The 26009-nt window shown below is 60.1% G+C and carries 25 protein-coding genes; 11 read left to right on the top strand and 14 right to left on the bottom strand.

What is annotated here, in order from left to right; all coding sequences use genetic code 11:
• Positions 1-80 precede the first annotated feature (80 nt).
• Positions 81-1633 (top strand): IS3 family transposase gene (locus QYQ93_RS08455; RefSeq protein WP_124421718.1). Its coding sequence is split into 2 segments (ribosomal slippage): positions 81-543 and positions 543-1633, totalling 1554 coding nucleotides; the frame shifts between segments, so codons are not numbered across the junction.
• A gap of 213 nt (positions 1634-1846) precedes the next feature.
• Here QYQ93_RS08455 and QYQ93_RS08450 read toward each other — a convergent pair.
• On the bottom strand, positions 1847-2725 hold the full coding sequence (locus tag QYQ93_RS08450) for a LysR substrate-binding domain-containing protein (protein WP_338476714.1): 879 nt from the start codon (positions 2723-2725) through the stop codon (positions 1847-1849).
• Positions 2726-2836: 111 nt separating this feature from the next.
• Here QYQ93_RS08450 and QYQ93_RS08445 point away from each other — a divergent pair, with 111 nt between their 5' ends.
• The 3 genes from QYQ93_RS08445 to QYQ93_RS08435 all read left to right on the top strand — a co-directional run bounded on the left by QYQ93_RS08445 (position 2837) and on the right by QYQ93_RS08435 (position 7248).
• Positions 2837-4459 (top strand): 5-guanidino-2-oxopentanoate decarboxylase, encoded by a 1623-nt coding sequence (locus tag QYQ93_RS08445; protein WP_338476713.1) that lies wholly within the window; start codon positions 2837-2839, stop codon positions 4457-4459.
• 103 nt (positions 4460-4562) lie between these two features.
• Positions 4563-5969, top strand: coding sequence for a saccharopine dehydrogenase NADP-binding domain-containing protein (locus QYQ93_RS08440; protein ID WP_338476712.1), 1407 nt, complete (start codon positions 4563-4565; stop codon positions 5967-5969).
• Positions 5970-6060: 91 nt separating this feature from the next.
• Positions 6061-7248, top strand: coding sequence for a cyanate transporter (locus QYQ93_RS08435; protein WP_338476711.1), 1188 nt, complete (start codon positions 6061-6063; stop codon positions 7246-7248).
• Positions 7249-7357: 109 nt separating this feature from the next.
• Here QYQ93_RS08435 and QYQ93_RS08430 read toward each other — a convergent pair whose 3' ends face one another.
• On the bottom strand, positions 7358-7939 hold the full coding sequence (locus tag QYQ93_RS08430) for a hypothetical protein (protein WP_043046451.1): 582 nt from the start codon (positions 7937-7939) through the stop codon (positions 7358-7360).
• A gap of 290 nt (positions 7940-8229) precedes the next feature.
• On the opposite strand from QYQ93_RS08430, the gene QYQ93_RS08425 reads away from it, so the two are divergent.
• On the top strand, positions 8230-9165 hold the full coding sequence (locus QYQ93_RS08425; RefSeq protein WP_043046450.1) for a LysR family transcriptional regulator: 936 nt from the start codon (positions 8230-8232) through the stop codon (positions 9163-9165).
• Positions 9166-9254: 89 nt separating this feature from the next.
• Here the strand turns inward: QYQ93_RS08425 and QYQ93_RS08420 are convergent, their stop codons facing one another.
• Positions 9255-10178, bottom strand: coding sequence for a LysR substrate-binding domain-containing protein (locus tag QYQ93_RS08420; protein ID WP_043046449.1), 924 nt, complete (start codon positions 10176-10178; stop codon positions 9255-9257).
• A 129-nt stretch (positions 10179-10307) separates the two neighbouring features.
• Between QYQ93_RS08420 and QYQ93_RS08415 the strand changes: the two genes are divergently transcribed.
• On the top strand, positions 10308-10484 hold the full coding sequence (locus QYQ93_RS08415) for a hypothetical protein (protein WP_164486643.1): 177 nt from the start codon (positions 10308-10310) through the stop codon (positions 10482-10484).
• Here the strand turns inward: QYQ93_RS08415 and QYQ93_RS08410 are convergent.
• From QYQ93_RS08410 to QYQ93_RS08380, 7 genes are all read right to left on the bottom strand, one after another.
• Positions 10439-11764, bottom strand: coding sequence for an MFS transporter (locus QYQ93_RS08410; protein ID WP_043046448.1), 1326 nt, complete (start codon positions 11762-11764; stop codon positions 10439-10441). The genes QYQ93_RS08415 and QYQ93_RS08410 overlap by 46 nt on opposite strands.
• Before the next feature lie 56 nt (positions 11765-11820).
• Complete coding sequence (locus tag QYQ93_RS08405; protein ID WP_124399822.1) at positions 11821-13143, bottom strand: MFS transporter; 1323 nt, start codon at positions 13141-13143, stop codon at positions 11821-11823.
• 74 nt (positions 13144-13217) lie between these two features.
• Positions 13218-14096 (bottom strand): SMP-30/gluconolactonase/LRE family protein, encoded by an 879-nt coding sequence (locus QYQ93_RS08400; protein WP_338476710.1) that lies wholly within the window; start codon positions 14094-14096, stop codon positions 13218-13220.
• A 78-nt stretch (positions 14097-14174) separates the two neighbouring features.
• Positions 14175-15107, bottom strand: a complete 933-nt coding sequence (locus tag QYQ93_RS08395) for a 3-keto-5-aminohexanoate cleavage protein (protein WP_043046445.1) — start codon at positions 15105-15107, stop codon at positions 14175-14177.
• Positions 15108-15174: 67 nt separating this feature from the next.
• Positions 15175-15963 carry an SDR family oxidoreductase gene (locus QYQ93_RS08390; protein ID WP_043046444.1) on the bottom strand — a complete coding sequence of 263 codons (789 nt, stop codon included), beginning with the start codon at positions 15961-15963 and terminating at the stop codon, positions 15175-15177.
• The gene (locus tag QYQ93_RS08385) at positions 15960-16682 is read right to left on the bottom strand and encodes a GntR family transcriptional regulator (protein ID WP_043046443.1); all 723 of its coding nucleotides are present in this window, start codon (positions 16680-16682) and stop codon (positions 15960-15962) included. The genes QYQ93_RS08390 and QYQ93_RS08385 overlap by 4 nt, the downstream gene beginning before the upstream one ends.
• A 212-nt stretch (positions 16683-16894) precedes the next feature.
• Positions 16895-17038: a hypothetical protein gene (locus QYQ93_RS08380; protein ID WP_338476708.1), complete on the bottom strand. Its 144-nt coding sequence runs from the start codon at positions 17036-17038 to the stop codon at positions 16895-16897.
• 197 nt (positions 17039-17235) lie between these two features.
• Here QYQ93_RS08380 and QYQ93_RS08375 point away from each other — a divergent pair, with 197 nt between their 5' ends.
• Positions 17236-18543, top strand: a complete 1308-nt coding sequence (locus QYQ93_RS08375) for an MFS transporter (RefSeq protein ID WP_043046441.1) — start codon at positions 17236-17238, stop codon at positions 18541-18543.
• Entirely contained in the window at positions 18540-19298 is a 759-nt protein-coding gene (locus tag QYQ93_RS08370; RefSeq protein WP_338476707.1) for a substrate-binding domain-containing protein, read from the top strand. Before QYQ93_RS08375 ends, QYQ93_RS08370 begins: the two co-directional genes overlap by 4 nt.
• On the opposite strand, the gene QYQ93_RS08365 is transcribed toward QYQ93_RS08370, so the two are convergent.
• The gene (locus QYQ93_RS08365) at positions 19290-20192 is read right to left on the bottom strand and encodes a LysR family transcriptional regulator (protein WP_043046437.1); all 903 of its coding nucleotides are present in this window, start codon (positions 20190-20192) and stop codon (positions 19290-19292) included. The two genes, QYQ93_RS08370 and QYQ93_RS08365, sit on opposite strands and share 9 nt — an antisense overlap.
• Positions 20193-20402: 210 nt before the next feature.
• Here QYQ93_RS08365 and QYQ93_RS08360 point away from each other — a divergent pair, with 210 nt between their 5' ends.
• Positions 20403-20807 carry a ribbon-helix-helix domain-containing protein gene (locus tag QYQ93_RS08360; protein ID WP_422394041.1) on the top strand — a complete coding sequence of 135 codons (405 nt, stop codon included), beginning with the start codon at positions 20403-20405 and terminating at the stop codon, positions 20805-20807.
• Positions 20804-21106 (top strand): type II toxin-antitoxin system RelE/ParE family toxin, encoded by a 303-nt coding sequence (locus QYQ93_RS08355; protein WP_338476706.1) that lies wholly within the window; start codon positions 20804-20806, stop codon positions 21104-21106. The genes QYQ93_RS08360 and QYQ93_RS08355 overlap by 4 nt, the downstream gene beginning before the upstream one ends.
• Before the next feature lie 69 nt (positions 21107-21175).
• On the opposite strand, the gene QYQ93_RS08350 is transcribed toward QYQ93_RS08355, so the two are convergent.
• The 3 genes from QYQ93_RS08350 to QYQ93_RS08340 are packed head-to-tail and all read right to left on the bottom strand — an operon-like array spanning position 21176 to position 24782.
• Positions 21176-22213, bottom strand: a complete 1038-nt coding sequence (locus tag QYQ93_RS08350) for a histone deacetylase family protein (RefSeq protein ID WP_338476705.1) — start codon at positions 22211-22213, stop codon at positions 21176-21178.
• 11 nt (positions 22214-22224) lie between these two features.
• The gene (locus QYQ93_RS08345) at positions 22225-23454 is read right to left on the bottom strand and encodes a Zn-dependent hydrolase (protein ID WP_338476704.1); all 1230 of its coding nucleotides are present in this window, start codon (positions 23452-23454) and stop codon (positions 22225-22227) included.
• An 11-nt stretch (positions 23455-23465) separates the two neighbouring features.
• Positions 23466-24782 (bottom strand): MFS transporter, encoded by a 1317-nt coding sequence (locus QYQ93_RS08340; protein WP_338476703.1) that lies wholly within the window; start codon positions 24780-24782, stop codon positions 23466-23468.
• Between the two features lie 157 nt (positions 24783-24939).
• On the opposite strand from QYQ93_RS08340, the gene QYQ93_RS08335 reads away from it, so the two are divergent.
• Entirely contained in the window at positions 24940-25878 is a 939-nt protein-coding gene (locus QYQ93_RS08335) for a LysR family transcriptional regulator (RefSeq protein ID WP_338476702.1), read from the top strand.
• The last annotated feature ends 131 nt before the right edge of the window (positions 25879-26009 follow it).

The following is a 26009-nucleotide window of genomic DNA, read 5'->3' as shown; positions in this document are numbered from 1 at the left end:
GAGCCCCCGGTGTCAGGATAGTTGTCGCCTCTCCTGATTTACCCCCAAAAAAGCATACCGAGGGCGGAAAGAGACAGGTTGTGACGTACTATTCACCCGAACGTAAAGCCACATTGCTTAAGATGTTGCTTCCCCCGCTGAACCTGACGGTAGCCGAAGTTTGTCGCCGTGAAGGGGTCAGCGATGTATCGCTGTATACCTGGCGCAAGATGGCCAGTGTCCAAGGAAGCAAAGTGCCAGAAGATATATCGCTTTCTGATAAATGGTCTGCTGAGGCCCGGTTGACCGCTGTCATTGAAACAGCCAGCCTGACGCAACTTGAATTAGGTGAGTACTGCCGTCGAAACGGCCTTTACCCCGAGCAGATCAATGCTTGGCGTCAAGCCTGTATTAGCGGTCAAGAGGCGGTGCAGATCCAAAAAATGGCTGACCATGAGCAGACGCGTAAAGACAAAAAACGCATCCTGGAGCTGGAGCGCGATCTGCGCCGTAAAGACGCTGCATTGGCCGAAACCGCAGCGTTGTTAGTGCTGCGAAAAAAGCTCAACGATTACTGGGGGACCGACGGCGAGGACAACTGACTTCTTTGCCGGAACGGCAGTTGTTGGTGGGTTGGTTGATTGAAGCCATCGTCGCAGGCGCCCGAAAATTACGCGCTTGCCAAGAGGTTGGACTGTCGCTGCGAACCTTGCAGCGCTGGACTCAGGCGCCAGAGTTACAGGCCGATGCGCGCACCACCACCTTGCGGCCCAAGCCGCGTAATGCGCTGAGTGAAATTGAAAGACAAGCCATCGTAACCCTGTGCAACAGCCCGCTATACGCCCATTTACCTCCCAGCCAGATCGTTCCGCGCCTGGCAGACGAAGCACGGTATCTGGCGTCGGAAGCTACGTTTTATCGCATCTTGCGAGCAGCCGGCCAACAACACCACAGAGGTCGTAGTCGACGACCTCGGCGCGTAGTAATGCCGACAACGCACGCAGCTCAGAGGCCTAATCAGGTGTGGTCGTGGGACATCACGTATCTTCCTTCGCCCATACGCGGTAAGTATTTTTACCTGTATTTGATCGAAGATATTTACAGCCGCAAGGCGGTAGGTTGGGAAGTTTATGATGAAGAAAGTGGTGAAAAAGCTGCTGCGCTGTTGCAACGTAGCGTGATCAATGAGAAGTGCCTGCGTGAGCCCTTGGTATTGCACTCTGATAACGGAGCGCCAATGAAATCGGTGACGCTGTTAAGCAAAATGTATGAGCTGGGTATCACGCCTTCTCGCGGTCGTCCACGTGTAAGCAATGACAACCCGTATTCGGAATCACTGTTTAGAACATTGAAATACTGCCCGCAATGGCCCTTGGAAGGCTTCGCCAGCTTAGACGCTGCACGGACTTGGGTGAGGGATTTTATGCGGTGGTACAACAGCGAACACAGGCACAGCCGGATCCGCTTCGTCACCCCATCAGAGCGCCATGGAGGGAAAGATCATCAGATACTGGCGCTGCGTCATGAGCTGTATGAGCGGGAGCGCCGGAAAAGACCTGAACGGTGGTCAGGACAAACACGTAACTGGGAACCAGTAGGAACGGTGCTGCTGAATCCGGATAGGGAACAGCAGACCGAACAAAAAGCGGCATAGCAGACGGTTGACGCGACAACTACCTTGAAAAACGCCGAGAGCCCTTTGGTTACTTTGGGGCTCTTTTCCAAAGTGACCCGCCGTCAGGGCGGAACCAATAGCCGCTGTTACCGCAGGAATGGATATGTACTCGGTCTGATCCAACATCCTGGTCGGCCCTGAGGCCGCCATCGGGAGCAAGTCGAATCGTCGCACCGCCCCACCTTTGGACCTTCAGTGCTGTGACTGCTGTGCCTGGCTGACCAGCCAATCCATCAGGGCCAACAAGCCAGCAGAAGGCACTTTCCCCGGCGGATACACCAGGTAATAGCCCATCCCCGTCGGCACCCGCAATTCAAACGGCATCGCCAGGCGCCCGGCCTTCAAGTCCTCGCCGATCAACGCACGATCACCGATCGCCACGCCTGAACCTTGTGATGCCACCGTCATCGCCAGGTCCAAAGTTTCGAAATGAGGCCCCTGGCTCAGGTGACTCAAGTGCGTACCCGCCGCCTTCAACCACAACGCCCAATCGCGCTCGTCCCGCGTGGGATGCAACAGCACTTGTTGCTGCAGATCAACCGGGGTGTGCAAGCCTGCCAGCAACGTCGGCGCGCAGACCGGGGTCAGTTGTTCGTCGAACAAATGCCGTGCCTCGGCGGCCTGCTCGGCGATGGGTGCGTAGATCACCGCCGCGTCGAATCGCTCGCGATGAAAGTCCACGGTATAGGCCACGGTGGTGGTGAGTTCCACCGGCACATCCGGGCGCTCCTTTTGCCATTGCAACACGCGCGGCAGCAGCCAGCGTATGACGCAGGTGGGCGCCTTGAGTTGCAGGACCTCGCGGCGCCCGCCGATTTGCTCCACCGCCTCGTTGATCAAGCCGAACACCTGCTGTACCCGCAACGCCCACTCGCGCCCCTCCTCGGTCAGGCTCAAGCCCCGAGCCTGGCGCAGGAACAAGGCATAGCCCAACTGGCTTTCCAACCCGGCGATCTGCCGGCTCACCGCCCCCTGGGTAATGTGCAGTTGCTCGGCGGCACGGGTGAAGTTGCAACACTGGGAAGTGACCCAGAAGGTGTGCAACGCGGGCAACGGTGGAAGGCGTTTCATCGCGGTTTAGCCATGACGTGAGGACATGGCGAGTATGACTTTTTATCGATTGTTGCCGCTACCGGCCTGCCGCTCCAATAGCGTCTCGAATCCATCACAAGAGCGACCTCTATGGCGACCTGCGGCGAAGTGTTGGTCAACCTCCTGGAAAGCTACGGCGTGGACCAGGTGTTCGGCATCCCCGGCGTACACACCGTGGAGCTGTACCGTGGCCTGGCGCGTTCCAGTATCCGTCACATCACCCCGCGCCACGAACAGGGCGCCGGTTTCATGGCCGACGGTTATGCGCGCACCCGTGGCAAGCCCGGCGTGTGCTTCATCATCACGGGCCCCGGCATGACCAATATCACCACGGCCATGGGGCAGGCCTATGCCGACTCGATCCCGATGCTGGTGATTTCCAGTGTGCAGGCGCGCAGCCAACTGGGGGGCGGGCGCGGCAAGTTGCATGAGCTGCCCAGCCAGAGCGCGCTGGTGGCAGGCGTGGCGGCCTTCTCCCATACACTGATGTCGGCGGCAGAATTGCCCGGCGTGCTGGCGCGGGCGTTTGCGCTGTTCCAGGCCGGTCGGCCGCGGCCGGTGCATATCGAGATCCCGTTGGATGTGTTGGTGGAGAACGCCGATGCCCTGCTGGGCAGTGCACCGGTCAACGTGGCCCGCGCCGGCGCGGCACCGGCGACGGTCAGGCAGATGAGCCGCTTGCTCGCCGCCGCCAAGCGCCCGCTGATCCTGGCCGGTGGCGGTGCTATCGATGCAGCGCCAGAACTGGCCCGCCTGGCCGAAACCCTCGGCGCCCCCATGGCCCTGACTATCAATGCCAAAGGCCTGCTGCCTGCCGCACATCCTTTGTTGCTCGGCTCGACCCAAAGCCTGGCGGCCACCCGCGCCCTGGTCGCCGAGGCCGATGTGGTGCTGGCCATCGGCACGGAACTGGCGGAGACCGACTATGACGTGACCTTCGCCGGCGGTTTCGAGATTCCCGGCGCGTTGCTGCGCATCGATATCGACCCGGACCAGACCGTACGCAACTACCCACCCCAGGTAGCGCTGGTGGCCGACGCGACAATCGCCGCCGAGGCCTTGCTCACCGAGCTGAACCGCCAGCCACTGCCACCGCGCCACGCCGAGTGGGGCGCAGCACGCGTCGCCCGTTTGTGGGCCGAACTGGCGCCCACCTGGGATGCCGCCACCCGCGCACAAACGCTGCTGCTCCATACCGTCCTGGAAGAGCTGCCCGGCGCCGTGCTGGTAGGCGACTCCACCCAGCCGGTGTACAGCGCCAACCTGACCCTGAACCTCGACCACCCACGCCGCTGGTTCAACTCCTCCACCGGCTACGGCACCCTCGGCTACGCCCTGCCCGCCGCTATCGGTGCCTGGCTGGGGCGCGGCGACGGGCAACCGGTGGTGTGCCTGATCGGCGATGGCGGCCTGCAATTCACCCTGCCGGAACTGGCCAGCGCCGTGGAAGCCCGCATACCGGTGATCGTGCTGTTGTGGAATAACCAGGGTTATGAAGAGATCAAGAAGTACATGCTCAATCGCGCCATCGAGCCGGTGGGCGTGGACATCTACACCCCGGATTTCATCGGCATCGCCAAGGCAATGGGGTGCGCGGCAGAAAGCATCGATGGCATCGAACAACTGCGTGCGGCATTGCGTGCGGCTGCTGAGCGCCCGGGGCCGACACTGATTGAAATCGATCAGGGGCGGTGGCAGCAGGCGAACATTTGAGCCGTGGATCACGCCAACCACCCTGTCGATTCTGACAGTAGACGCACGAGTACGACCCCGTAATATCCAAGCCATGCACAACGTTGATGCACAAGGAGGCTGCATGGCTAAGGCATCGATATTTTCCGGCAACCTGGTAGTGATTGGCTTTGGCTCGATCGCCAGGGCCACACTGCCGCTGTTGCTGCAACAGGACACACTGATCCTGCGCACCATCACCGTGATCGCGCCCGTACTTGACCAGACATCATGGTTCGAAGCCCACGGCATCACCTTTATCAAGGCGCACTTGGACGAGGACAACTACGAAGCCTTGCTGGATCGGTATATCGACCCCGGCGACTTCCTGCTCAATTTATCCGTGGACGTCAGTTCCATCGCCCTGATGACCTATGCCGCCAATGCCGGTGTGTTGTACCTCGACACCTGTATCGAACCCTGGGCCGGTGGTTACACCGACCCGACACTGTCGAGCGAGCAACGTACCAACTACGCCTTGCGCCAGCAAATGCTCAAGTTGCGCAAGAAACTCGGCAAGGGGCCCACGGCGGTGGTGGCCCATGGCGCCAACCCCGGGCTGATCTCACACTTGCTCAAGGCGGGACTCATGGGGCTGGCAGACGAACTGAAGCACCCAGTACCCGTCGCCAACGCTCACGTGGATTGGGCACGGCTGTCGATGCAAATGGGGGTCAAGGTGATTCATATCGCCGAGCACGACACGCAGCGCTCCACCCAGCCCAAAAAAACCGGAGAGTTCGTCAATACCTGGTCGGTCGACGGTTTTATCAGCGAAGGCGGACAGCCGGCAGAGTTGGCGTGGGGGACCCATGAGAGACACTGGCCGCCAAATGCGCGACGTCATCGTAACGGTGAAAAAAATGCTATTTATCTGGATTGCCCCAGCGCGACGGTGCCGGTCAAGACCTGGACACCTGTAGAGGGTAGCTGCCTGGGCCTGTTGATTACCCACCATGAAACCTGTTCATTGGCCGATTGCCTGACGCTGCGCGAAAACGGCCATGTGATATATCGGCCCACGCTGCACTACGCCTACCGCTGTTGCGACGACGCATTGTTGTCGATCCACGAATTGATCGGCAACAACTGGCAGCATCCGCGCAGCAAACGGGTAATGGGCCATGAAGTGGCCGACGGCGGCATTGATGCGCTCGGAGTATTGCTCATGGGGCATGCATTGAATGCCTATTGGTTTGGCTCAATGCTGTCGGTTGACCAGGCGCGGGCCCTGCTGCCGTTCAACACGGCCACCAGCCTGCAAGTCGTCGCGGGGGTGTTCGCGGGAATGGTCTGGGCGGTGCGCAACCCCGACCAGGGCATTGTCGAAGCCGAGGATATGGACCATACGCATGTCCTCGACGCGGCGTACCCGTACCTGGGCCTCGTGCTTGCCCGGCAGACCGACTGGCGGCCGGCCATTACGGCCCTGCCGGACCAACGCGACGGCATTGAATACCCGTGGCAATTTGCACAGTTCACAGAGGCATGAATCGTTTTTTTCAATAGCCCCTGCGACTTTCTGATTTGCCCTGCTTCCCCATCCGTGGCCTGATTCGCCCTTCTTCACTCAAGGCAGGCCCATGGAAAACGTTCAGGCAAAACCCACCACCGCCGTCTGGCTGATGATCAGCGTGGTGCTGGTCGCCCTTAACCTGCGCCCGTCGATGGCAGCCGTGGGGCCGTTATTGTCGTCGATCCGCTTGGATGTGCCGTTGAGTTTCAGCAGCGCAGCCTTACTGACCATGTTGCCAGTCATGGCCATGGGCCTGGCAATGTTCTTTGGCATGGGCCTGGCCAAGCGCCTGGGCGAGCATCGCAGCATTGTGCTGTCGCTGCTGGTGATTGGGTTGGCAACCTTGTCGCGGTTGTTCCTGGATTCGGCATCGGAGCTGATCGTCAGCGCCATCGCAGCGGGTGTCGGCATTGCGCTGATCCAGGCGTTGATGCCGGCGCTGATCAAGTCGCGGTTCGGCACTAATGTTTCGTTATTCATGGGCCTGTATGTCACCGCGATCATGGGTGGCGCAGCGCTGGCGGCCTCGTTCTCACCGTTTGTACAAGTGCAGACCGGCAGTTGGCGCATCGGCCTGGCAATCTGGGCAGCGCTGGCGTTGCTGGCCCTGGTGTTCTGGTATGCCCAGCGCGCAGTGTTGCCGGCTTTACCCCAAGCCGGTTCAAGCGCGCAGGCCTCCTTTTTCGGCAACCGCCGCGCCTGGTTGCTGGCGATCTTTTTCGGCCTCGGCACGGCGTCCTACACCTGTGTGTTGGCGTGGCTGGCGCCGTATTACGTCGAGCAGGGCTGGAGCGAACAGAATGCCGGCTTGCTGCTGGGCTTCTTGACCGCGATGGAAGTGATCTCGGGCCTGGTCACCCCGGCCATCGCCAACCGCCGCCAGGATAAACGCGCGGTAGTCGCGGTGCTGCTGGTGCTGATCATCCTGGGGTTCTGCGGCCTTATCCTGAGCCCCGGACATTGGAGCCTGCTGTGGCCATGCCTGCTCGGCCTGGGTATAGGCGGCCTGTTTCCAATGAGCCTGATCCTGTCTCTTGACCACCTCGATAACCCGCGACGCGCCGGTAGCCTTACCGCGTTTGTACAAGGTATTGGCTACCTGATCGCCGGCCTGTCGCCACTGATCGCCGGCATGATCCGCGACCAACTGGGCAGTTTTGAATGGGCCTGGTGGTCATTGACGGCGGTGATGGTGGTGATGGTGGTGATCGTCATACGTTTCGACCCGAAGCATTACGCGCGACATATTCATTAACACGCTCAACATCAACGCTGTTACGGAAAAGACAGAATTGATGTTATTACATTGATCGATGCTGACGCCTGAGCGATAACAACAGGCCCGTTGGCCTGACGCTGACCTATCAGCGATATTTGTCTAGATATACCTGTGTCATAGAACGGTACGTCAGTCTATTGTCACCTGCCCCCCCGTGAAGATGGCTCATTAAATGACCGTCTCCACTGATAAGGTGGTCGTCACCGTTCTCACCGTAGGCATGGCCGCCCTTCTTACCTAAACGCACAGTGTCATTGCCATTACCAGCCCTTACCCTGGGAAAGGTGGAACCACCGGTTGACACGCTATCATCATCGTCCCCCGTATTAATGAACGCCATGACATCAACATCATCGTCTATTTTGACGTTGTCATTTCCAGCCCCCGTATTGATTGTCAACAGGTTATATTCGGGCACTCGACCAAACTTAAACCCATACAACTCCCCATTAATGTCAGCAACAGTCCTTCCTTGGCGATCTTTGTAGATATGCACATTATCGTCGCCGCTCCCGGTATTAATTGTCACTTCAGTCCCAAGAAGATTTCCGCCCGCATCCGGCATTTCAAGCGATCGAACGCTGACGTCCTTGTTCTTGACTTCCGTAATAACATCAGTTGGTCGTACATAGGGAGGAGGGACAGGCAGCCCCGTTACATTAAACATACTAAAACTCCTTCTTCAAACAACCGTAAAGTTAAACGCTAAAAATCTAGCCGCGTCAAATAAGTGGCTATTGCATATCAGCGGTTCCATCTACGCCTGTTACATGAAATTTATCGGTAGCAATGCCCAAAAACATTCCTACGGGCAGCCTCAAGTCGCATTAAACAAATTATTTGTCCCACGCAAAACATAGAAATTGCCTACAGATCTTTCTATTGGTACGCTCGTTCCGTTAAGCTTTTAGCCTTGTCGTGCGCTGCCTCAGTGCCAAGGCTTATCGGACGGAACGGATGTTAAACAGTAATTTGCTCAGAAAGCTCGATATGCAAGACTTGATGGTGTTTATCGCCGTCTACGACCAGAGCAGCGTTACCGATGTATCCGAGACGCTGTTCGTCAGCCAGTCCACCGTGAGCTATAGCCTGAAGAAGCTGCGTACCAGCTTTGAGGATGAGCTGTTTATCAACACGCGGGCGGGCATGCGTCCCACGTACAAGGCCACCACCATGTACGGGCATGTGCAGAAGATCCTGGAAAGCATCAACCTGTGTCACGCTGGTGGCCAGGCTTTCGACCCGACCCAACAGGCGGTGACCTTCAATGTGTGCGCCCCGGAATATTTCGAACAACTGATCCTGCCGCGCCTGCTCAAGCACTTCGACCGCGCCGACTTGCCGGTGATCGTCAATGTGCAAAAACTGGAAGCCGATATCCCCGCCGACGATCTGCGTGAAGGTCGCCTCGACCTGGTGATCTGCTTCGGTCCGCACTTTCACCGCGCGCATAAAGACTTCAAGACACAGATGCTGCTCGAAGACGACCTGGTCTGCGTATTTGACCAACGCTCGGCGCCCCGGGAGCCGGCGTTCAGCCTGCAATCCTACGTTGAGCGACGCCATGTATTTCCCACGCCGTGGACTTCCGACACCAACATGATCGACGGCTGGCTCGCCCGCCAGGCCCGCAAGCGCCAAGTGATCGCGCGGGCCAACAGCTACAGCGCGGCGTTAAAGATGATTGCCGGCACCGACTTCATCCTCACCCTGCCCCGTCGCGTGCAGAAATTGCTGGCACCGGCGCCGGCGTTCGGTGTTTGCGAAGCCCCGAATGGCTTGCCGGGTTTCACTCTGGATATGCAATGGAATGAAACCAGTGGGCAGGACAGGGCCAATACCTGGTTTCGTGAGCAAGTGGTGAGGGTGTGTGAGGAACAGAGCCTTTTGTAGGAGCGAGCTTGCTCGCGAAAACTCGCAGGCGCCGCGCTCATTCAGGAATCCCGAGTTAACGTTGACGCTTTTCGCGAGCAAGCTCGCTCCTACATTGCACCTGCAGGCCCTCGGTCGCTCATGAATGCCTCCAGCCGCGAGCGCATCCAGCGCTCCGCCGGGTCAGTGTCGACATGGCTGAGCCAGACCATCGACAAGTCCAGGGTCGGGGTCTGGAACGGAAACGGCTCGCAGAACAGGTTCCCGCTGGCGGCCATGGCCTGGGCAGTGTAGTCCGGCAGGCTGGCGATCATATCGGTGCCGGCAAGCAACGCCGGCAGCGAGCTGTATTGCGGCACCGAGAGCACCACATGGCGCTTGCGACCCACCTCCGCCAGCCACTCATCGGCAAACCCGGCCACGTTGGCGGTGTGGGACACCAGCACATGGGGCCGTGCGCAATATTCGTCGAGTGTCAGCGGCGTATCCGAGGCATCGGCGCGCAGCAGGCACGGGCGGATATGCCGCAACAGCTTACGCTTGGCGTTTGCCGGCAGGCCGCGGGTCTGGGTGATGCCGACGGTGATATCGCCGGAAGCCAGCAGGTCGGGAATACGCCAGTAATCCACATGCTGTACCACAAACACTACCTGGGGTGCTTCCTGGCGCAAGGCTCGCAGCAACGGCGGCAGCAGGCCGAACTCAACGTCGTCGGACAGGCCGATACGAAAGGTCATGGTGCTGATAGAGGGGTCAAAGTCGTGGGTCAGGCTCAGGGCCGATGACAGCGAATCCAGGGCCGGCGACAGGTGCTGGATAATTTCCTCGGCGCGGGCCGTGGGTTCCATGCGATGGCCGACGCGAATAAACAGCGGGTCATTGAACAGGGTGCGCAAGCGATTGAGGGCCGAACTGATAGTCGGCTGGCCAAGAAACAGCTTCTCGGCCACCCGCGTCACATTGCGTTCGAGCATCAGCGCTTCGAAGACCACCATCAGGTTGATGTCAGCCTTGCGTAATTCATTGCGATTCATCGGCGCCTGCCCCTTTCTCCAAGACAAGCCGCAGTTTAGAAAGGCAGCGGGGCTGCGTCTATGTGCGCACTGTTCATCCGCAGGCTTTGGGACTATAAATCAGCTCTTGAAGGTCACAGGTACACCGCCGTGCTGGTCATTTTCGCCTTAAGCATCCTGCTCAGCGGGGTTTTGCTCTGGGCTATCAAATTCATCGTCCACCCCACCGCCAGGACTTTGCTACGCGTTTTTGTCGGTTTATGCCTGGCGGCGGTGGTGGCTTACCTGGTGCTGGCTTCCGGGTTTCCGACCTCGTTGCTGGTGTGAGGAGCCTCCTGGCCCTGGCGCAGGCGTAATGCCGACACTGCGGCCACCACCAACACCACGGCAATCACTTTCAAGCCGTTCATGGCATTACCGGTGCTCATCTCAATGGCGCCCATCACCGACGGCCCGACAAAACCGCCCAACAACCCACACGCGTTGACGAAGCCCAATCCGCCCGCCAACGCCACGCCTTTGAGGCGCGAGGCCGGGTACAGGAACACGATCGACTGCACCACGAAGAACATCACCGCCGACAAGCAAAAGCCCAGCAGACTGAACACCGGCCCCGACACCGACGCAATGCCCAGTCCCAGCGCCATGGTCAGCAGCCCCGTGACCAGCAATCGACGGCAACGCCCGGGGGTGGTGGCAAAGCGTGGGATCAGTACCGCACCGAGTGCCGCCGCTATCCACGGCAACGAAGTCAGCAGGCCGACGCTCATGGTGCTCAGTTCACCGTATCGGCTGATGATGCTCGGCAGGAAAAAGATCACGGTATAGATGGTTATCTGATGGCAGAAGTACACGAAGATCGCTAGGAGAATTTGCGGTGTCAGCCAGTTTTTCAACGAATGACCGCCCTCCCCGGCACCTTCCTCGGTTTCAACAGCGATCCGTTGCTCGATGCCGCGCGCTTCTTCGACCGACAGCCACGGCGCCTTGCTCGGGCGATCCGGCAACTTGCGCCACACCACCCAGGCAAACGCCACGGCGGGCAAGCCTTCGAGCAGGAACATCCACTGCCAGCCGTGCCAGCCGAGCAGGCCGTCCATGCGCATCAAGGCCGCGCCCACCGGGCCGCCGATGATGTTGGCAAAACACACGCCGAGCAGGAAATAACCCGTGGCTCGCGCCCGCTGTTCACGGTTGAACCAGTAGGTCAGGTACAGCATCACCCCGGGAAACAACCCGGCTTCGGCGATGCCCAGCAACAAGCGCAAGACATAGAACGAGGTTTCGCCCTGCACAAACGCCATCGCCGCCGAAATCAGGCCCCAGGTCACCATGATGCGGGCGATCCAGAAGCGCGCCCCGACTTTGTGCATGATCAGGTTGCTGGGAATTTCCGACAGGGCATAGGTCAGGAAAAACAGCCCGGCGCCCAACCCGTACGCGGCGGCGGAAATCCCCAGATCGACGTCCAGATGATGCTTGGCCAGGGCGATGTTGGTACGGTCCAGGAAGCTCAGGATGTAGGCGATGATCAGCAGCGGCATCAGCTTGGCGAACATCAGTTTGTTCAGGGCCTGCGGTTCGCGGGCCGGGGTAGTGGTATTCATCGGGCACTTCCTCTTGGCGCCCCGCCAGGCTGGCTGGGGGGCGCATCAATGTTGTTCTAGGGTTCCAGTTGTACGGCCATGGCCTGGGAACGATGGGAAAACAGTTGCAGCAACGCGCCGCCCAGGGCGCAACCGGCCATCACGAAGAAACACACGGTGTAGCCATGCAAGGTGCTCCAGCCACCGCCCATGGCGATCAGGCTGCCCATCAATACCGGCGCCAGGCCGCCGCCGATAAACATCGCGGTGGTGATGATGCCGTTGGCGGTAGAGGTGGCCGAGGGCTCGGCCGAATCGCAGGCCACGGCGTAGTAGATCGGCCATACCGCATTGGCCACCAGGCCGAACAGCAATTGCACGACGATGATCAGGGTCAGGGTATTGGCGAAATAGAACGCACCGACACTCGCCGCCATCCACAGGCCGCAAATGATCAGCGTGGTGCGCCGGCCAATGATGTCCGACAGCGACGGCCACACCAGTTGCCCGAGAATACCGGTGAGGGTGAACACCACGCTCATCCCCGCCGACTCCGCCAGCGACAGCCCGACGATGTTGTAGAGGTAGGCCGGCAGCACGATATTGACGCCCATGTACACCACCTGGGTGAGCAGGGTATTGCCCGCCGTCAGCGCGATATTGCGGTTGCGCAAGGTCGCGACAAAGGTGCGCCAGGCCTCGCCCTTGACCGTACTGGCTGCGGTATTGTTGGGCGGGGTCATGCCCTTGGCGGCGATGTCGACATACAGCGCGGTAATGCGCTCGGCCGTGGAATACCGCGCCCAGAAGATCATCAGCGGCAAGGCCACCACAAAGGCAAAGAAGAACACGTAGCGCCAGTTGTCCTCGCCAAACACCGTGATGACAAAGCTGGCGACGATGCCGCTGAGCATCGCGCCAATCGGGTAGCCGGTATGGTGCGCACCCAGGGCAAAGCCACGACGCTCCACCGGCCACCATTCGGCGGTATTGCTCACGCCCACCGGTTCGCCCCAACCCGCCCCCAGGTTGACCCCAACCCGCAAGGCGATAAAAGTGGCGAGGTTACCGCTCAACGCCTTGAAGCCGGACAGGAACGAGATTGCGGTGTAACCCAGCACCAGCGGCACCTGGAAGCGCGCACGCTTCCAGCCGCCACCGTAACGGTCGCTCCACATCGAACCGGGAATGTCCAACAGGGCCAGGGCGAGCATCACCACCGTAGCCACACTGCCCCATTGATCGGCGGATAAATCGAAATGCTTGGAGATGGTCGGCCCCAGGCGCAAGACGATCTCGCGGTCGTAGGCGTTGAGGATCCAGATCATCCAGCAGACCAGCAGCGATACCCAGGAATGCCGGTGGATATTGCGCAGCGACGCTTTCTTTAAACTTGCCATGGGCCTCTCCAGGCGCGCGAGGGCGCGCACTGATACAGGTTGCGAAAGGAATGTGCCTTGTTGAAAAAAACGCGCTAGCTGGCGAACCGTCGCTCGGCTATTCCTTGCACGCCCAGACCGCTGATGGCGAATAACGCACCGCGCTGCTGGCCGTCGCCTGGGAAGCGCGGCAGCGGTGGCTTGGCCATTGAAGTCACAAACAGGGTGTCGAGGTTGGGTCCGCCGAAGGTCAGGCTGGTGACCTTTTTCACCGGCATCTGGATGATGCGGTCGACGTGGCCGTCGGGGGTATAGCGCACCAGTTGCCCGGCGTAGACCAATGCCTGCCACAGGCACCCCTCGGCATCCACGGTGCACCCGTCGGCGGCGCCACCGCTGCTGGTGTCGACCTTGGCGAACGTGCGACGGTTGCTCACGCTGCCGCTGGTACTGTCGTAGTCATAGGCCCAGATTTCGCCGGACCAGGTATCGCAGAAGTACAAGGTTTCCCCGGATGGGCTCCAGCACGGGCCGTTTGAGACGATGATGCCTTCGTCCAGGGTGTGCAGGCCCAAGTCGGCATCCAGGCGGTAGAGCTTGGCGCTGGCGTTATCCTCCAGGGTGTCCATGGAGCCGAAAATGAAACGGCCCTGGCGATCGACCTTGCCGTCGTTGAGGCGGTTGTTCGGTAGATGGGGTTCCGGGTCGATGACCAGCGTGAGGTCGCCGCTGTTCAAGTCGAGGGTGTGCACGCCATTTTGCAGGGCGACGATGGCCGTCCTGCCATCCTTGCGCAGCGCCATGGAGCCGATCTTCTGGCCAACGTCCCAGGCGCGCAGCTCGCGACCGTCATCGGTGCAGCGCAGGATGCGGCCGTCGGCACTGTCGATCCAGTACAAGCGTTGTTGTTCGACGTCCCACACCGGGCCTTCGCCCAGGGTGGTCTTGACGTCCACAAGCACTTCGATACGCATGGTGTTATCCCCTTATTGTTGTTGTGCGGGATGCCGGCCACGCCAAGACGCGGCCGTTCTTTGGATAAAAGAGCAGGGTTAAAAATTGACCTGGTCACGCCCCTTGAGCCCGAGGATCTCCCGCGCTTCATCGGGGGTGGCCACCCGATGGCCCAGGGCTTCGACCACCGTGCGGATGCGCCTCACCTGGTCGGCATTCGACGCTGCCAACTTGCCTGGGCCGTCCCACAATGAATCCTCAAGGCCAACACGGGCGTTGCTGCCCATGGACAGGCCCATGGTCGCCAGCGGAATCTGCCCACGCCCGGCACCGAGGATCGACCACACGTAGTCGTCGCCAAACAGGCGGTCGGCGGTACGCCGCATATGCGCCAGGTCTTCCGGGTGCGCGCCGATGCCGCCTCGCAGGCCGAACACCGACTGGATAAACAGCGGCGGCTTGAGCAGGCCGCGCTCCAGGAAGTGGGCGGCGGTGTAGAGATGGCCGATGTCGTAGCACTCGATTTCAAAACGGGTGCGGTTCTCGGCGCAGGCATTGAGGATGTGGGTAATGTCGCGGAAGGTGTTGCGAAAGATCCGGTCGTCACTCTCCTCCAGGTAAGGCCGCTCCCAGTCGTGCTGGAATTCAGTAAAGCGGTTAAGCATTTCGTACAGGCCGAAGTTCATCGAGCCCATGTTCAGCGAAGCCAGTTCCGGCTTGAACTGCATCACCGGCTGCAGGCGTTCTTCCACGCCCATGGTCGGTGCGCCGCCGGTGGTGATGTTGATCACCACGTCGCTGGCCGCCTTGATTTGCGGCAGGAATTCGGCGAACAGCGCTGGATCCTGGCTGGGGCGACCGTCAAGTGGGTCACGGGCGTGCAGGTGGACAATCGCTGCGCCGGCTTGCGCGGCACCTATGGCGGCGTCGGCAATTTCCTGCGCGGTAATAGGCAAGTGCGGTGACATCGACGGCGTATGAATGGCACCGGTAACGGCGCAAGTAATGATGACAGGACGATTTTTGGACATGACGATTCTCCGACTTTTATTCTTATGAAAAAAATCCTGGGTACAGCGCGATGTGTTCTTCCTTGGCCTATAGGTACTCGACGTTACCGTCGACACTGATCGCCTGGCCGGTCACGTTGCGTGCGGCGGGCGAACAGAGGAACAAGGCCATGGCTGCCACGTCTTCGGCGGTGACCATGCGTTTGAGGGAAATTTTGTTGAGGTACTCCTGGCGCATTTCGGCCTCGGGCACGCCAACCTGTTCAGCGCGGGCGCGGATCACGCCGTCCATGCGCGGGCCTTCGACAATCCCCGGCAGCAAGGCGTTGACGCGGATGTCGCTTTCGCCCAGCTCCGAGGCCAGGGATTTCATCAGCCCGACAATGGCCCATTTGGTCGCCGCATAAGGGGTACGCCATGCGTAGCCGAGGCGCCCAGCCACCGAGGCGATATGCAGCAAATGGCCGTGGGACGATTGCTTGAGCATCGGCACCGCGTGGTGGGCAAAGCGGTATTGCGCAGTGAGGTTGATGTTGATCGTGGCTTGCCATTGCGCGTCGCTGATCGTATCAATCCCACCCGTCGGCCCGGCGATGCCCGCGTTGTTGACCAACACATCCAGACCACCGAACTGCTCGCCCTGCACCTTGAACACCGCCTCGATCTGCGCGGCATCGCTGACATCGGCGCGGGTAGCGACGGTGCCCGGATATTTATCGCGAAACGCCGCCAGGGCCGGCTCACTCACATCACACACATGCACCTGGGCGCCGGCTTCCAGATACGCCGCGGCCAACACTTCGCCGATGCCGGCAGCCCCACCGGAAATCAACACACGTAACCCGGGATAAGGCTGCAGCCGTTGTAGGACACTCATGCACGTTTACCTCCTGAAACAGACGACCGCGCGCGGTCGTTCTTGACGAGCAGGCGCGCCAGGGAATCGGCTGCCTGCATGATGTCATCGGTCACCGCTGCCCGTGCGCCGGCGCCATCGCGGGCGGCCAGGGCGTCGACGATGCGCGTATGCGCCTCCATCGAGCGTTGCAGGTGGGCTTTATCCGGGGCGACCAGGGCAAAACACGGGCCCATGTGCAGCCAGAAATTCTCCACTGCGGCCATGGTCAATTCGGCCTGGGCCACCGCATAAATGCGCCGGTGAAAGGCGAAGTTGGACCACAGGTAGCGGGACACGTCGACCTCATCGGCGGCATGTTGCATCTGGCTGCACAAATCGGTGATTTCATCCAGATCGTGTTTCTGCAGGAGCAGCACGGCCTTTTCCGCCAGCAAACCTTCAAGCGCCACCCGCGTATCACGAATTTCACGCAGACGTTCGACCGTCATCAGGCGTACCCGCAGACGGGAGGTTTCGGTGACTTCAAAGGCGTTTTCGGCGCTCAGGCGTTGCAGTGCTTCGCGTACCGGCATGGGGCTGGAACCCAGGGCTTCGGCAAGACCGCGGATAGTGAGTTTCTGGCCGGGTTGGAAGCGGCCACTCATCAGCGCTTCGCGGATCTGGCGATAGACCTGGTCTTGCAAGGTATCGCGTGACACCTGGCGCAGGGTGGGCAGGAGGAGCGGACCATCAGTCATGAGGCAAAACCTGTGTTGTGGTTCTTATGGCCCCAATATGTGATCACAAATCAAATATGTCAAATGGTTTCCCGTTGAAAGAGTACACATGCGAATGTGGGAGGGGGCTTGCTCCCGATGGCGGTGTATCAGCTAACACAGGGTTGACTGACACACCGCCATCGGGAGCAAGCCCCCTCCCACAATTTTTTTGTCCGCGTTGTTAACGAGGTTCAGCGCTTGAGCGGACGCTCCTGGTCACGCTCTGAAAGCTCCGTTCCATCATCGGGGTGCTTCCAGGTCTGCGGTTTTTCTTCCTCCCGCTGCCGGGACTGTTCACGCGTTTGTTCCTCCGGTCTTTTCTGTTCGTTACTCATTCCCACCTCCCTCCATAAGATTGGTCACACCTCCCAGCATAGAACAGGCCGGTTTTTTTGGAGGGAGACCGCCAATTGATAGCCCGCACACATTAATCCATCCAAATTTGTCACTTATCATTTCTAAATGTGTCAGCCACTATCCCAAGTCTTAAGCGAAACAAGCACTTTAAAAAGAACGCTGGAGACACAAAACCATGACTAGCCCTTCCCGGCCCGACGCTGCCAGTTCGAAAGTGGGCGCGGTATTGCGCGTTACTTCGGGCAACTTCCTCGAACAGTTCGACTTCTTCCTGTTCGGTTTCTACGCCACCTATATCGCTGCCGCGTTCTTCCCGGCGGCTAATGAGTTTGCGTCATTAATGATGACCTTTGCCGTGTTCGGCGCGGGTTTCCTGATGCGTCCCCTGGGCGCGATCATCCTGGGGGCCTACATTGATGATGTGGGTCGCCGTAAGGGCCTGATTGTGACCTTGGCGATCATGGCCAGCGGCACCCTGCTGATCGTGCTGGTGCCGGGTTATCAAACCATCGGCCTGTGGGCCCCGGCGCTGGTGCTGGTGGGCCGCCTGCTGCAAGGCTTCTCCGCCGGTGCGGAATTGGGCGGTGTGTCGGTTTACCTTTCCGAAATGGCCACGCCGGGCCGCAAAGGCTTCTACACCAGCTGGCAGTCGGGCAGCCAACAGATCTCCATCGTGGTGGCCGCCGCGCTGGGCTACGGCCTGAACGTGTGGATGGAGCCGGCGGTAGTAGCCGATTGGGGCTGGCGCATTCCGTTTGCCCTCGGCTGCGTGATCATCCCGTTCATCTTCGTGCTGCGCCGCAACCTGCAGGAAACTGAAGAGTTCGCCAACCGCAAGCATCGCCCAACCATGCGCGAAGTGCTGGCGACCCTGGCCTCGAACTGGACCATGGTGATTGGCGGCATGCTGATGGTGGCCATGACCACTACGGCGTTCTACCTGATCACGGTGTACGCGCCAACCTTCGGCAAGACCGTTCTGCACCTGAGCACCTCCGATGCCCTGCTGGTGACGCTATTGGTGGCTGTGTCGAACTTTGTCTGGCTACCGATCGGGGGCACCCTGAGCGACCGCTTCGGCCGCAAGCCAGTACTGGTGGCGATGACCGCACTGACCTTGATCACCGCCTACCCGGCATTGTCGTACGTGGTCAATGCACCGAGCTTTGTGCACATGCTCGAAACCCTGTTGTGGTTCTCGTTCCTGTACGGCATGTACAACGGCGCTATGATCCCTGCGCTGACAGAAATCATGCCAGTGGAAGTGCGCGTGGCCGGCTTCTCCCTGGCCTATAGCCTGGCAACGGCGATCTTCGGGGGGTTCACGCCGGCGATTTCCACCTGGTTCATTCACATCACCGAAGACAAGGCATCGCCGGCTTACTGGATGATGTTCGCCGCGCTGTGCGCCCTGTGCTCCACCCTGGCGTTGTATCGCCGCGCCAATACCCGTGGTCAAGTCATGCAGGAGGCTGTGCAATGAAGCTTTTCAATACCCTGGCCGCACTGGCCCTCCTCGGTACCCTGACGCTGGCGGCCCAGGCCGAAGAACTCAAGGTAATGACCTCTGGTGGCTTCACCGCTGCCTACAAGTTGCTCGGCCCGCAATACGCCAAGCAAAGCGGTGACACCCTCGACACCATCCTCGGCCCCTCCATGGGCAAGGCGCCGGAAGCGATTCCCAACCGCCTGGCCCGTGGCGAACATGCCGATGTGGTGATCATGGTCGGCTACGCACTGGACGAGCTGATCAAACAGGGCAAGGTCGACCCCGCATCCCGCGTCGAACTGGCGGATTCGCGGATTGGGCTGGTGGTGAAAGAAGGCGCGGCGAAACCTGCAATCAATACCGATGCCGAACTCAAGGCCGTGCTGAGCAAGGCTAAATCCGTGGCGTATTCGGACAGTGCCAGCGGTGTGTACGTCGAGAACGAGCTGTTCAAGAAACTCGGTATGCCGGCCAAAGGCACCATGATCGAGCGTGTACCGGTGGGCGAACAGGTGGCCAAGGGTGACTACGAAGTCGGCTTGCAACAGGTGGCTGAATTGTTACCGGTCAAGGGTGTGACGTTTGTCGGCAAGATTCCGGAAAACGTGCAGTCGGTGACACGCTTTGCGGCGGGCATTCCGGTCAACGCCGAACACCCCGACGAGGCCAAGGCGCTGCTGCAGTTCATGGCCTCGCCGCAAGCTCAACCGGTGGTGCAATCCACCGGCCTGGACTCGGTCTCACGCTGACCGAAACGGCATTTCCCGCACCAATCGCTCCAACTCCAGCGCCGCTGGCGGCAATGTCCGCCCGCGGCGCTTGATCAAGCCTACGTTGCGCATCACCTGCGGCTCCACCAGGGGCACACTCACCAGGATCGGGTGCTCACACGCCGGCATCGCAATCGACGGCACCATCGCCACGCCCAACCCCGCCTCTACCAGCCCGATCATCGTGGTCACGTGGTGAGTCTCGCAGATACTCGGCTTTTTCACGCGCACGCCACGCAGGGCCTGGTCGAGCAGGAAACGGTTGCCCGAGGTTTTGTCCACGGTGATGTAGTCGTGTTCGTAGGCTTCGGTCCACGTCACGCTCTCACGTGCGGCCAGCGGATGGTCACGACGACAGGCGAGCACATAACGCTCCTGCAGCAATAGTTCGAACTCCACTTCATCGGCCAGACTGCCACTGAAACTCACACCAAAATCCGCTTCGCCACTGGCCACCGCATTGCTCACCTCACCAGCACTGGCATCCAGCACCCGCAGGCGAATCTTCGGATACAGCTTGTGGAATTCGGAGATCACGTGGGGCATGAAGTAATACGCGGTGGATGGCACACAGGCGATGGTGACGTTGCCCATGCGCGTCGACGCGACGTTACTGATGCCCATCAGGGCGATGTCCAGGTCATCGAGCATGCGCTCCACCTGGGGCAAGAATGCACGACCGACCATGGTCAAGCTGACCCGGCGCGTGGTGCGCTCGAACAGCTTTACATCAAGGGCAGATTCAAGCTTCTCGATACGCCGGCTGAGGGCCGGCTGCGAGATACGGATGGCCTCTGCGGCGCCACGAAAACTGCCCTTGTCTACCACGGCGCGGAAGGCTTGGAGGTCGTTGAGGTCGAAATTGATGATCACGGGAGACAGGCCAAAGTGGTCGGGATGGCGAGCATTATCGTATGGGAGCCGATGGGATGCCATGCGAGCCGGAGCCGGTTTGCCGAGATAACCCTGTTACAGATATCAAGTCATACATTTCAGCAGCTTATCGGCCACCTACGGCCACGCGGTCGCCAAAACGGGTCAATACTTGCGGCCTGACCCACACAAATGGAGACGCAGCCACTTATGCAAACCTACCCCTTCTGGATGGACGACGAGGCGCCGGATATCGGCATTGATCAGTTGCTTCTTGCATCGCGCCAATGGTCAAGTAGGATTGAATCCTACTCACTTCTGGCGGACATCCCAATGCGCTCAACCCAGCAAATGAGCATCACCTTGCCCCTTGAAATGGCGGCCCTGGTCAAAGCCAAGGTGGCTGCCGGCGAATATGCCAGCGAAAGCGAAGTGATTCGCGACGGATTGCGGGTGCTGCTGGCACGTGACCGTGCCATGGAAGATTGGCTGAGGGACGAAGTCATCCCGGCAGCGACCGCTCTTGAGGCACAGCCTGCGCGCGGGTTACCCGCAGAACAGGTTCGCGAGCATATGGCAGCCAGACGTCAGCGCAAAGGCACCGGGAACGCGTGAGCTACTCGGTAGTTTTTTCGCCTGAAGTCCTGGCGCAACTCGATGCCCTTGAAGACTACATCAGCGATGTCGGCTCCTCCTCGGTAGCGGCGCGATTTATCGACAACCTCGTCAACTACTGTGAAAGCCTTGGCCTGTTCCCCTTGCATGGCGCGCGCCGTGACGACCTGCTTACCGGCTTGCGCATCATGCACTATCGTCGCAGCACCATCATCGCGTTCAGGGTGAGGCCTGAATGCGAAACGGTGTCGATAGTGGGTGTGTTTTATAGCGGGCAAGACTACACGGCATTGTTGTAGGGTGAAGGAAGCGAGCGCCCACTGACGGATGAGAAGCCTGCTGAAAACTGATTGGCAGGCTTTTAGCGCTTAATCGCCTGATAACTTCTCCCAAGCCGCTGGCGCACTGAAAAACGCCTGCGCATTACTGTCCAGCGTCTCCAGGTGATACCCCCCCTCCTGCACGATCAAGCACGGCAACCCCAGCCCTCGAATGCACTGCCCCAGCCGCGCAAAGCCTTCCCGCGTCACCGCGACCTTGCTTTGCGGGTCCAGCTCATAAATATCGAAACCCAGTGACAACACCAGCACATCCGCCGAGAAGTCCTTCACCGCTGTCAGGGCCAGTTCCAGCTTTTCGAAAAACAGCGCTTCGCTGGCACCATGGGGCATGGGCAGGTTGAGGTTGAATCCTATGCCTGCGCCATCGCCTTTTTCCTCGGCAAAGCCGGCCACCCCTGGATAGAAGTTAGTCGGATCGCCATGGATAGACACGTAGAGCACGTCATCGCGCTGGTAGAAAATCTCCTGGATGCCTTGGCCGTGGTGCATGTCGGTGTCGAGCACCGCGACGCGCTGCAAGCCCTGACGCAACGCTTGCGCAGCCACCGCCGCGTTATTGATGTAACAGAAGCCGCCTGCCGCATCGAAGCGGGCGTGATGACCCGGTGGGCGGCACAAGGCGTAGGCGGCAGGTGCACCATCGAGGATGGCCTGGGCAGCGGCAACGGCGCTTTGGGCTGACCAATACGCCGAGCGCCAGGTCAGCTCACCGATCGGGCAACTGCCATCGGCCAGGTAACGTGCCGCCTGGGCAAGAATGCCGCGCAGGGCGTTTGGCTCGCGTACGAAGATGTTGGACATGACTTCGTCGCCCCAGTCTTCGGGAATTTCCTTCCAGCGCTGGTGAGCCTCCTGGAGAAAATCCAGGTAAGCCGCGCCGTGTACGGCGAGCAGCGGCGCCATGCCGTAGTCGACCGGTTGTTGGATATCAAAGCCCAGGGTTTGCGCGGCCAGCAGCAAATTGCGCGCACGCTCGGGGACCTCCTGTGGCGTGCGCATCTGGCCACGAGAGTAGTAGCTGCGTGGGTGATGCAGCAGTTGTTCGGGATGAAAGAATGTACGCATAAGAATATTCCTTACTGAACCTGGCCGGCGCGTTTCAACACGGCGTTGAGCAATACATCAGTGCCCTGGCGCACGTCTTCAGGCAACACGTCTTCGGCTTCGTTGTGGCTCAGGCCACCGACGCAGGGGATGAAGATCATCGCAGTCGGGCAATAGCGCGCCAGGTGAATGGCGTCGTGGCCGGCGCCGCTGACAATGCTCTGCTGGCTGTAACCCAAGGCGTCCACCGACGCTTGCACACAGGCCACGCACTCAGCATCGAACGGCGTGGCCGGGCTGATCCAGTGCGGTGTGATGGTTACGCTCAGGCCACGGTTGTCGGCTATCGCCTGCAGGCGTGCGCGCACTTGCTGCTCCATGGCGTCGATAGCGGCGTCGCGGTGATGGCGCAGATCCACAGTGAAGTCGAGCACACCAGGAATGGTGTTGCGCGACGACTTGGCGATGTTCAGCTCACCCACGGTGGTCAGGCCATGCGGGGCAAAATCGGCAGCGAGATTTTCCAGAGCCTGGATCATTTTTGCGGCGCCGTACAACGCGTCTTTGCGCAACGCCATCGGCGTGGTGCCCGCATGGGCTGCCATGCCTTCGACTCGCACATCGAGCCAACGAATCGCCTGGCCGCCGGTCACCACGCCGATGGTTTTGGCGTTGTCTTCCAGGATCGGGCCTTGCTCGATATGCGCTTCGAAATAGGCGTCCACCGCCCCACCCAATGCACGCTCACCGTTATAGCCGGTGGCGCGCAACGCCTCGGCCACGCTGATGCCATCGCCATCGGTGGTCGCCAACGCCTTGTCCAGCGCGAGGGTGCCGGTGAAGACCGCCGAGCCCAGCATCGCCGGGGTGAAACGCGCGCCTTCTTCGTTGGTCCACACCGCAATTTCCAGGGGCTTGCGCGTCTGGATGCCGTGGTCGTCGAGGCTGCGGATCACCTCCAGGCCAGCCAATACGCCGTACACGCCATCGAAGCGCCCGCCTTCGGGCTGGGTATCGAGATGGCTGCCGATCATTACCGGGGCGGCGTCATTGTCGGTACCCGCGCGACGGGCGAACAGGTTGCCGATGGCATCCACGCTCAACGTCAGGCCAGCGGCTTTACACCAGTGACTGAACAGCTCGCGACCGGCCTTGTCTTCGGCGCTCAACGCCAGGCGGCAGCTGCCGCCGCGTGCGGTAGCGCCGATCTCGGCCATGGCCATCAGGCTGGCCCACAGGCGCTCGCCATTAATCTTCAACATTGCTGACTTCCTCAACTGTGTGCCATTTCCAGGCGGTGGGCCGTAGCATGGCGGCGGGACAAGGCCAGCACGCACACCAACGAGACCGCCGCGATCACGCTGTAAAACACTGCCATCGGCCACCATTGACCTTGGTACTGATGGGCCAGCCAGGTGCCGATCAACGGTGTCAGGCCACCGGCCAACGCACCGCATACCTGATAAGCCAGGGAGATCGCGGTGTAGCGCACGCGCGTTTCAAACAGGCCGCTGACAAAACCTGCAATGACGGCGTAGAACGACGCCATGCACACCACCGCCAGGGCAATGCCAAGGATGATCAAGGACGCCTGGCCGCTGCTGACCAATACGAACATCGGGTACGGCGAGGCCATTGCCAGCACGCACATGGCGCACAGAAACCGCGTAGCGCCGACCTTCTCCGCCACCCAGGCGGCCAGTGGCTGAACGCAGAACTGGATAATGGCAACGAAGAACAGGCATTCCAGAATCAACGAGCGCGGTAGGCCCAATTGTTGAGTGGTGTAGGCAATCATGAAGGTGTTGGTGAAATACACGCCGGCAATCCCCAACGTGTTGGCGCCAATGCACAACAACAGTGGGCGCCAAGCGGTTTTCAGCACTTCCAGCACGGGGGCTTGGTCCTTCTTGATCGCCCGCGCTTTTTCCGCCAGGGCTTTGTCTTCGAGGAACTCCGGCGACTCGTTCACACCCAAGCGAATCGCCAGGCCAACGACCAACAACAAGGCACTGGCCAGAAAGGGCAGGCGCCAGCCCCAACTGAGCAGGTCTTCTTCGGGCAAACGGGTCACCGCACTGAACGCCAGCAGGGAAAGGATCAAACCCGCCGGGCTACCCAACTGCGCGAAGGACGCAAAGAAGTTACGCCGCCCCTTTGGCGCATGCTCGCCAGCCATCAACACCGCCCCGCCCCACTCGCCACCGACCGCAATGCCCTGCACTACCCGCAGCAGTATCAGCAGCACCGGAGCGGCAGCACCGATCTGTGCATAGGTCGGCAACAGGCCAATGCACACCGTGACCACACCCATCATGACCAGGGTGATCACCAGGGATTTTTTGCGGCCGATACGGTCGCCGATATGGCCGAACACGATGCCGCCCAATGGCCGGGCGAAAAAGCCTACGGCGAAAGTGCCGAACGCAGCCATGGTGCTGAACAGCTTATCGTCGGATGGGAAAAACAGCTGACCGAACACCAGCGCCGCAGCGGTGGCATAGATGTAAAAGTCGTACCACTCGATCATGGTGCCGATAAAAGCGGCGGCCGCTGCACGGCGGGGCTGCGGCGAAGCGGAAGGCTTCATGGGGCTGGCTCCTTTGGTTATTTTTTTGGCAGGAGAAGGTCGAACCGGTGCGCTCTGGTGGCGCTTGTTAAGCCCGATTTTTCGGCTCCGGGCTATGATTAGTCAATTTTCTATTTATTATCTTGATTATAAATCCTGCTTATTATCGAACGACACCATGCCCGAATCCCGTCGCGATATTCATCCGCTGCTCAACGACCGCCTGGACTGGAACCTGCTGCGCACCTTCCGCGTGATCGGCCAGGAACTGAGCATCAGCCGCGCCGCCGCGCGCCTGCACCTGACGCAACCGGCCATCAGCCAGGCGCTCAAGCGCCTGGAAGAGCAACTCGACTGCCAGCTCATCGTGCGCCGTGGCCCGCGCTTCGTGCTCACCGAGGCGGGTGAACAGATCTTCGCGATTGCCGGTGAGATGTATGGCCAGGTGTCGCAGATGAGCAACGCACTGCAAAAGCCCGGTGATGAAGTGATCGGCAAGGTGCGTTTGCTGATGATCAGCCGGATTAATTGCGACACTTTCGATGACTTCCTCGCGGGCTTTCATCGCGACCATCCGCGGGTCGATCTGGAAGTCGAAGTGATGCGCAGCTCCGACATCGTCGCCGCCCTGCTGGAAAAAACCGCGACCCTGGGGCTCAGCCTCAATCGCCGGCCGCAACCGCGCCTGGAACAGCATCTGTTTCTGCGTCAGCGTTATGCGTTCTTTTGCGGAAAACATCACCCATTGTTTGGGCGCAAAGGGCTCGCCGAGGGGGATTTGCAGTCGGAAAACTTCGTGAGTTTTACCAGCGACCAGATTGGCGGGATGCTCTCGCCGCTGACGATTTTCCGTGATCAGCAAGGGTTCAGCGGACGGATCGTGGCGTCATCCTCCAGCCTGGAGGAAGTGCGGCGTTTGGTGATCGCCGGGTTTGGCTTGGGGTGTTTGCCCATTCATGTGGTGGCGCAAGATGTGAAGGACGGGCTGCTGTGGCGGTTGCCGCCGGACGAGGGGATTGCGGATGTGGATATTCACTTGCTGTGGAACCGGGAGCAGAAGATGAGCCGGGCGGAGGGGGTGTTTATTGAGTGTCTTTTGGGGCGGTTGGCGCATTGAATGAATAGGCGGACTTCCCGTCACATCGATAGCACTGATGATTACTATCGAAACGAGCGCCTGAACGCTTGCCGCTACTGATTCCTATAATCGCTCCAAATTCCCTCCCCGCCTGGCTTCAGGCGGCATTC

The sequence above is a fragment of the Pseudomonas khavaziana genome (genome assembly GCF_036704165.1).
In the GTDB taxonomy this organism is placed as follows: domain Bacteria; phylum Pseudomonadota; class Gammaproteobacteria; order Pseudomonadales; family Pseudomonadaceae; genus Aquipseudomonas; species Aquipseudomonas khavaziana.
The sequence above is the reverse complement of the archived record's forward strand: the minus strand, read 5'-3'. Positions and strand labels throughout refer to the sequence as shown.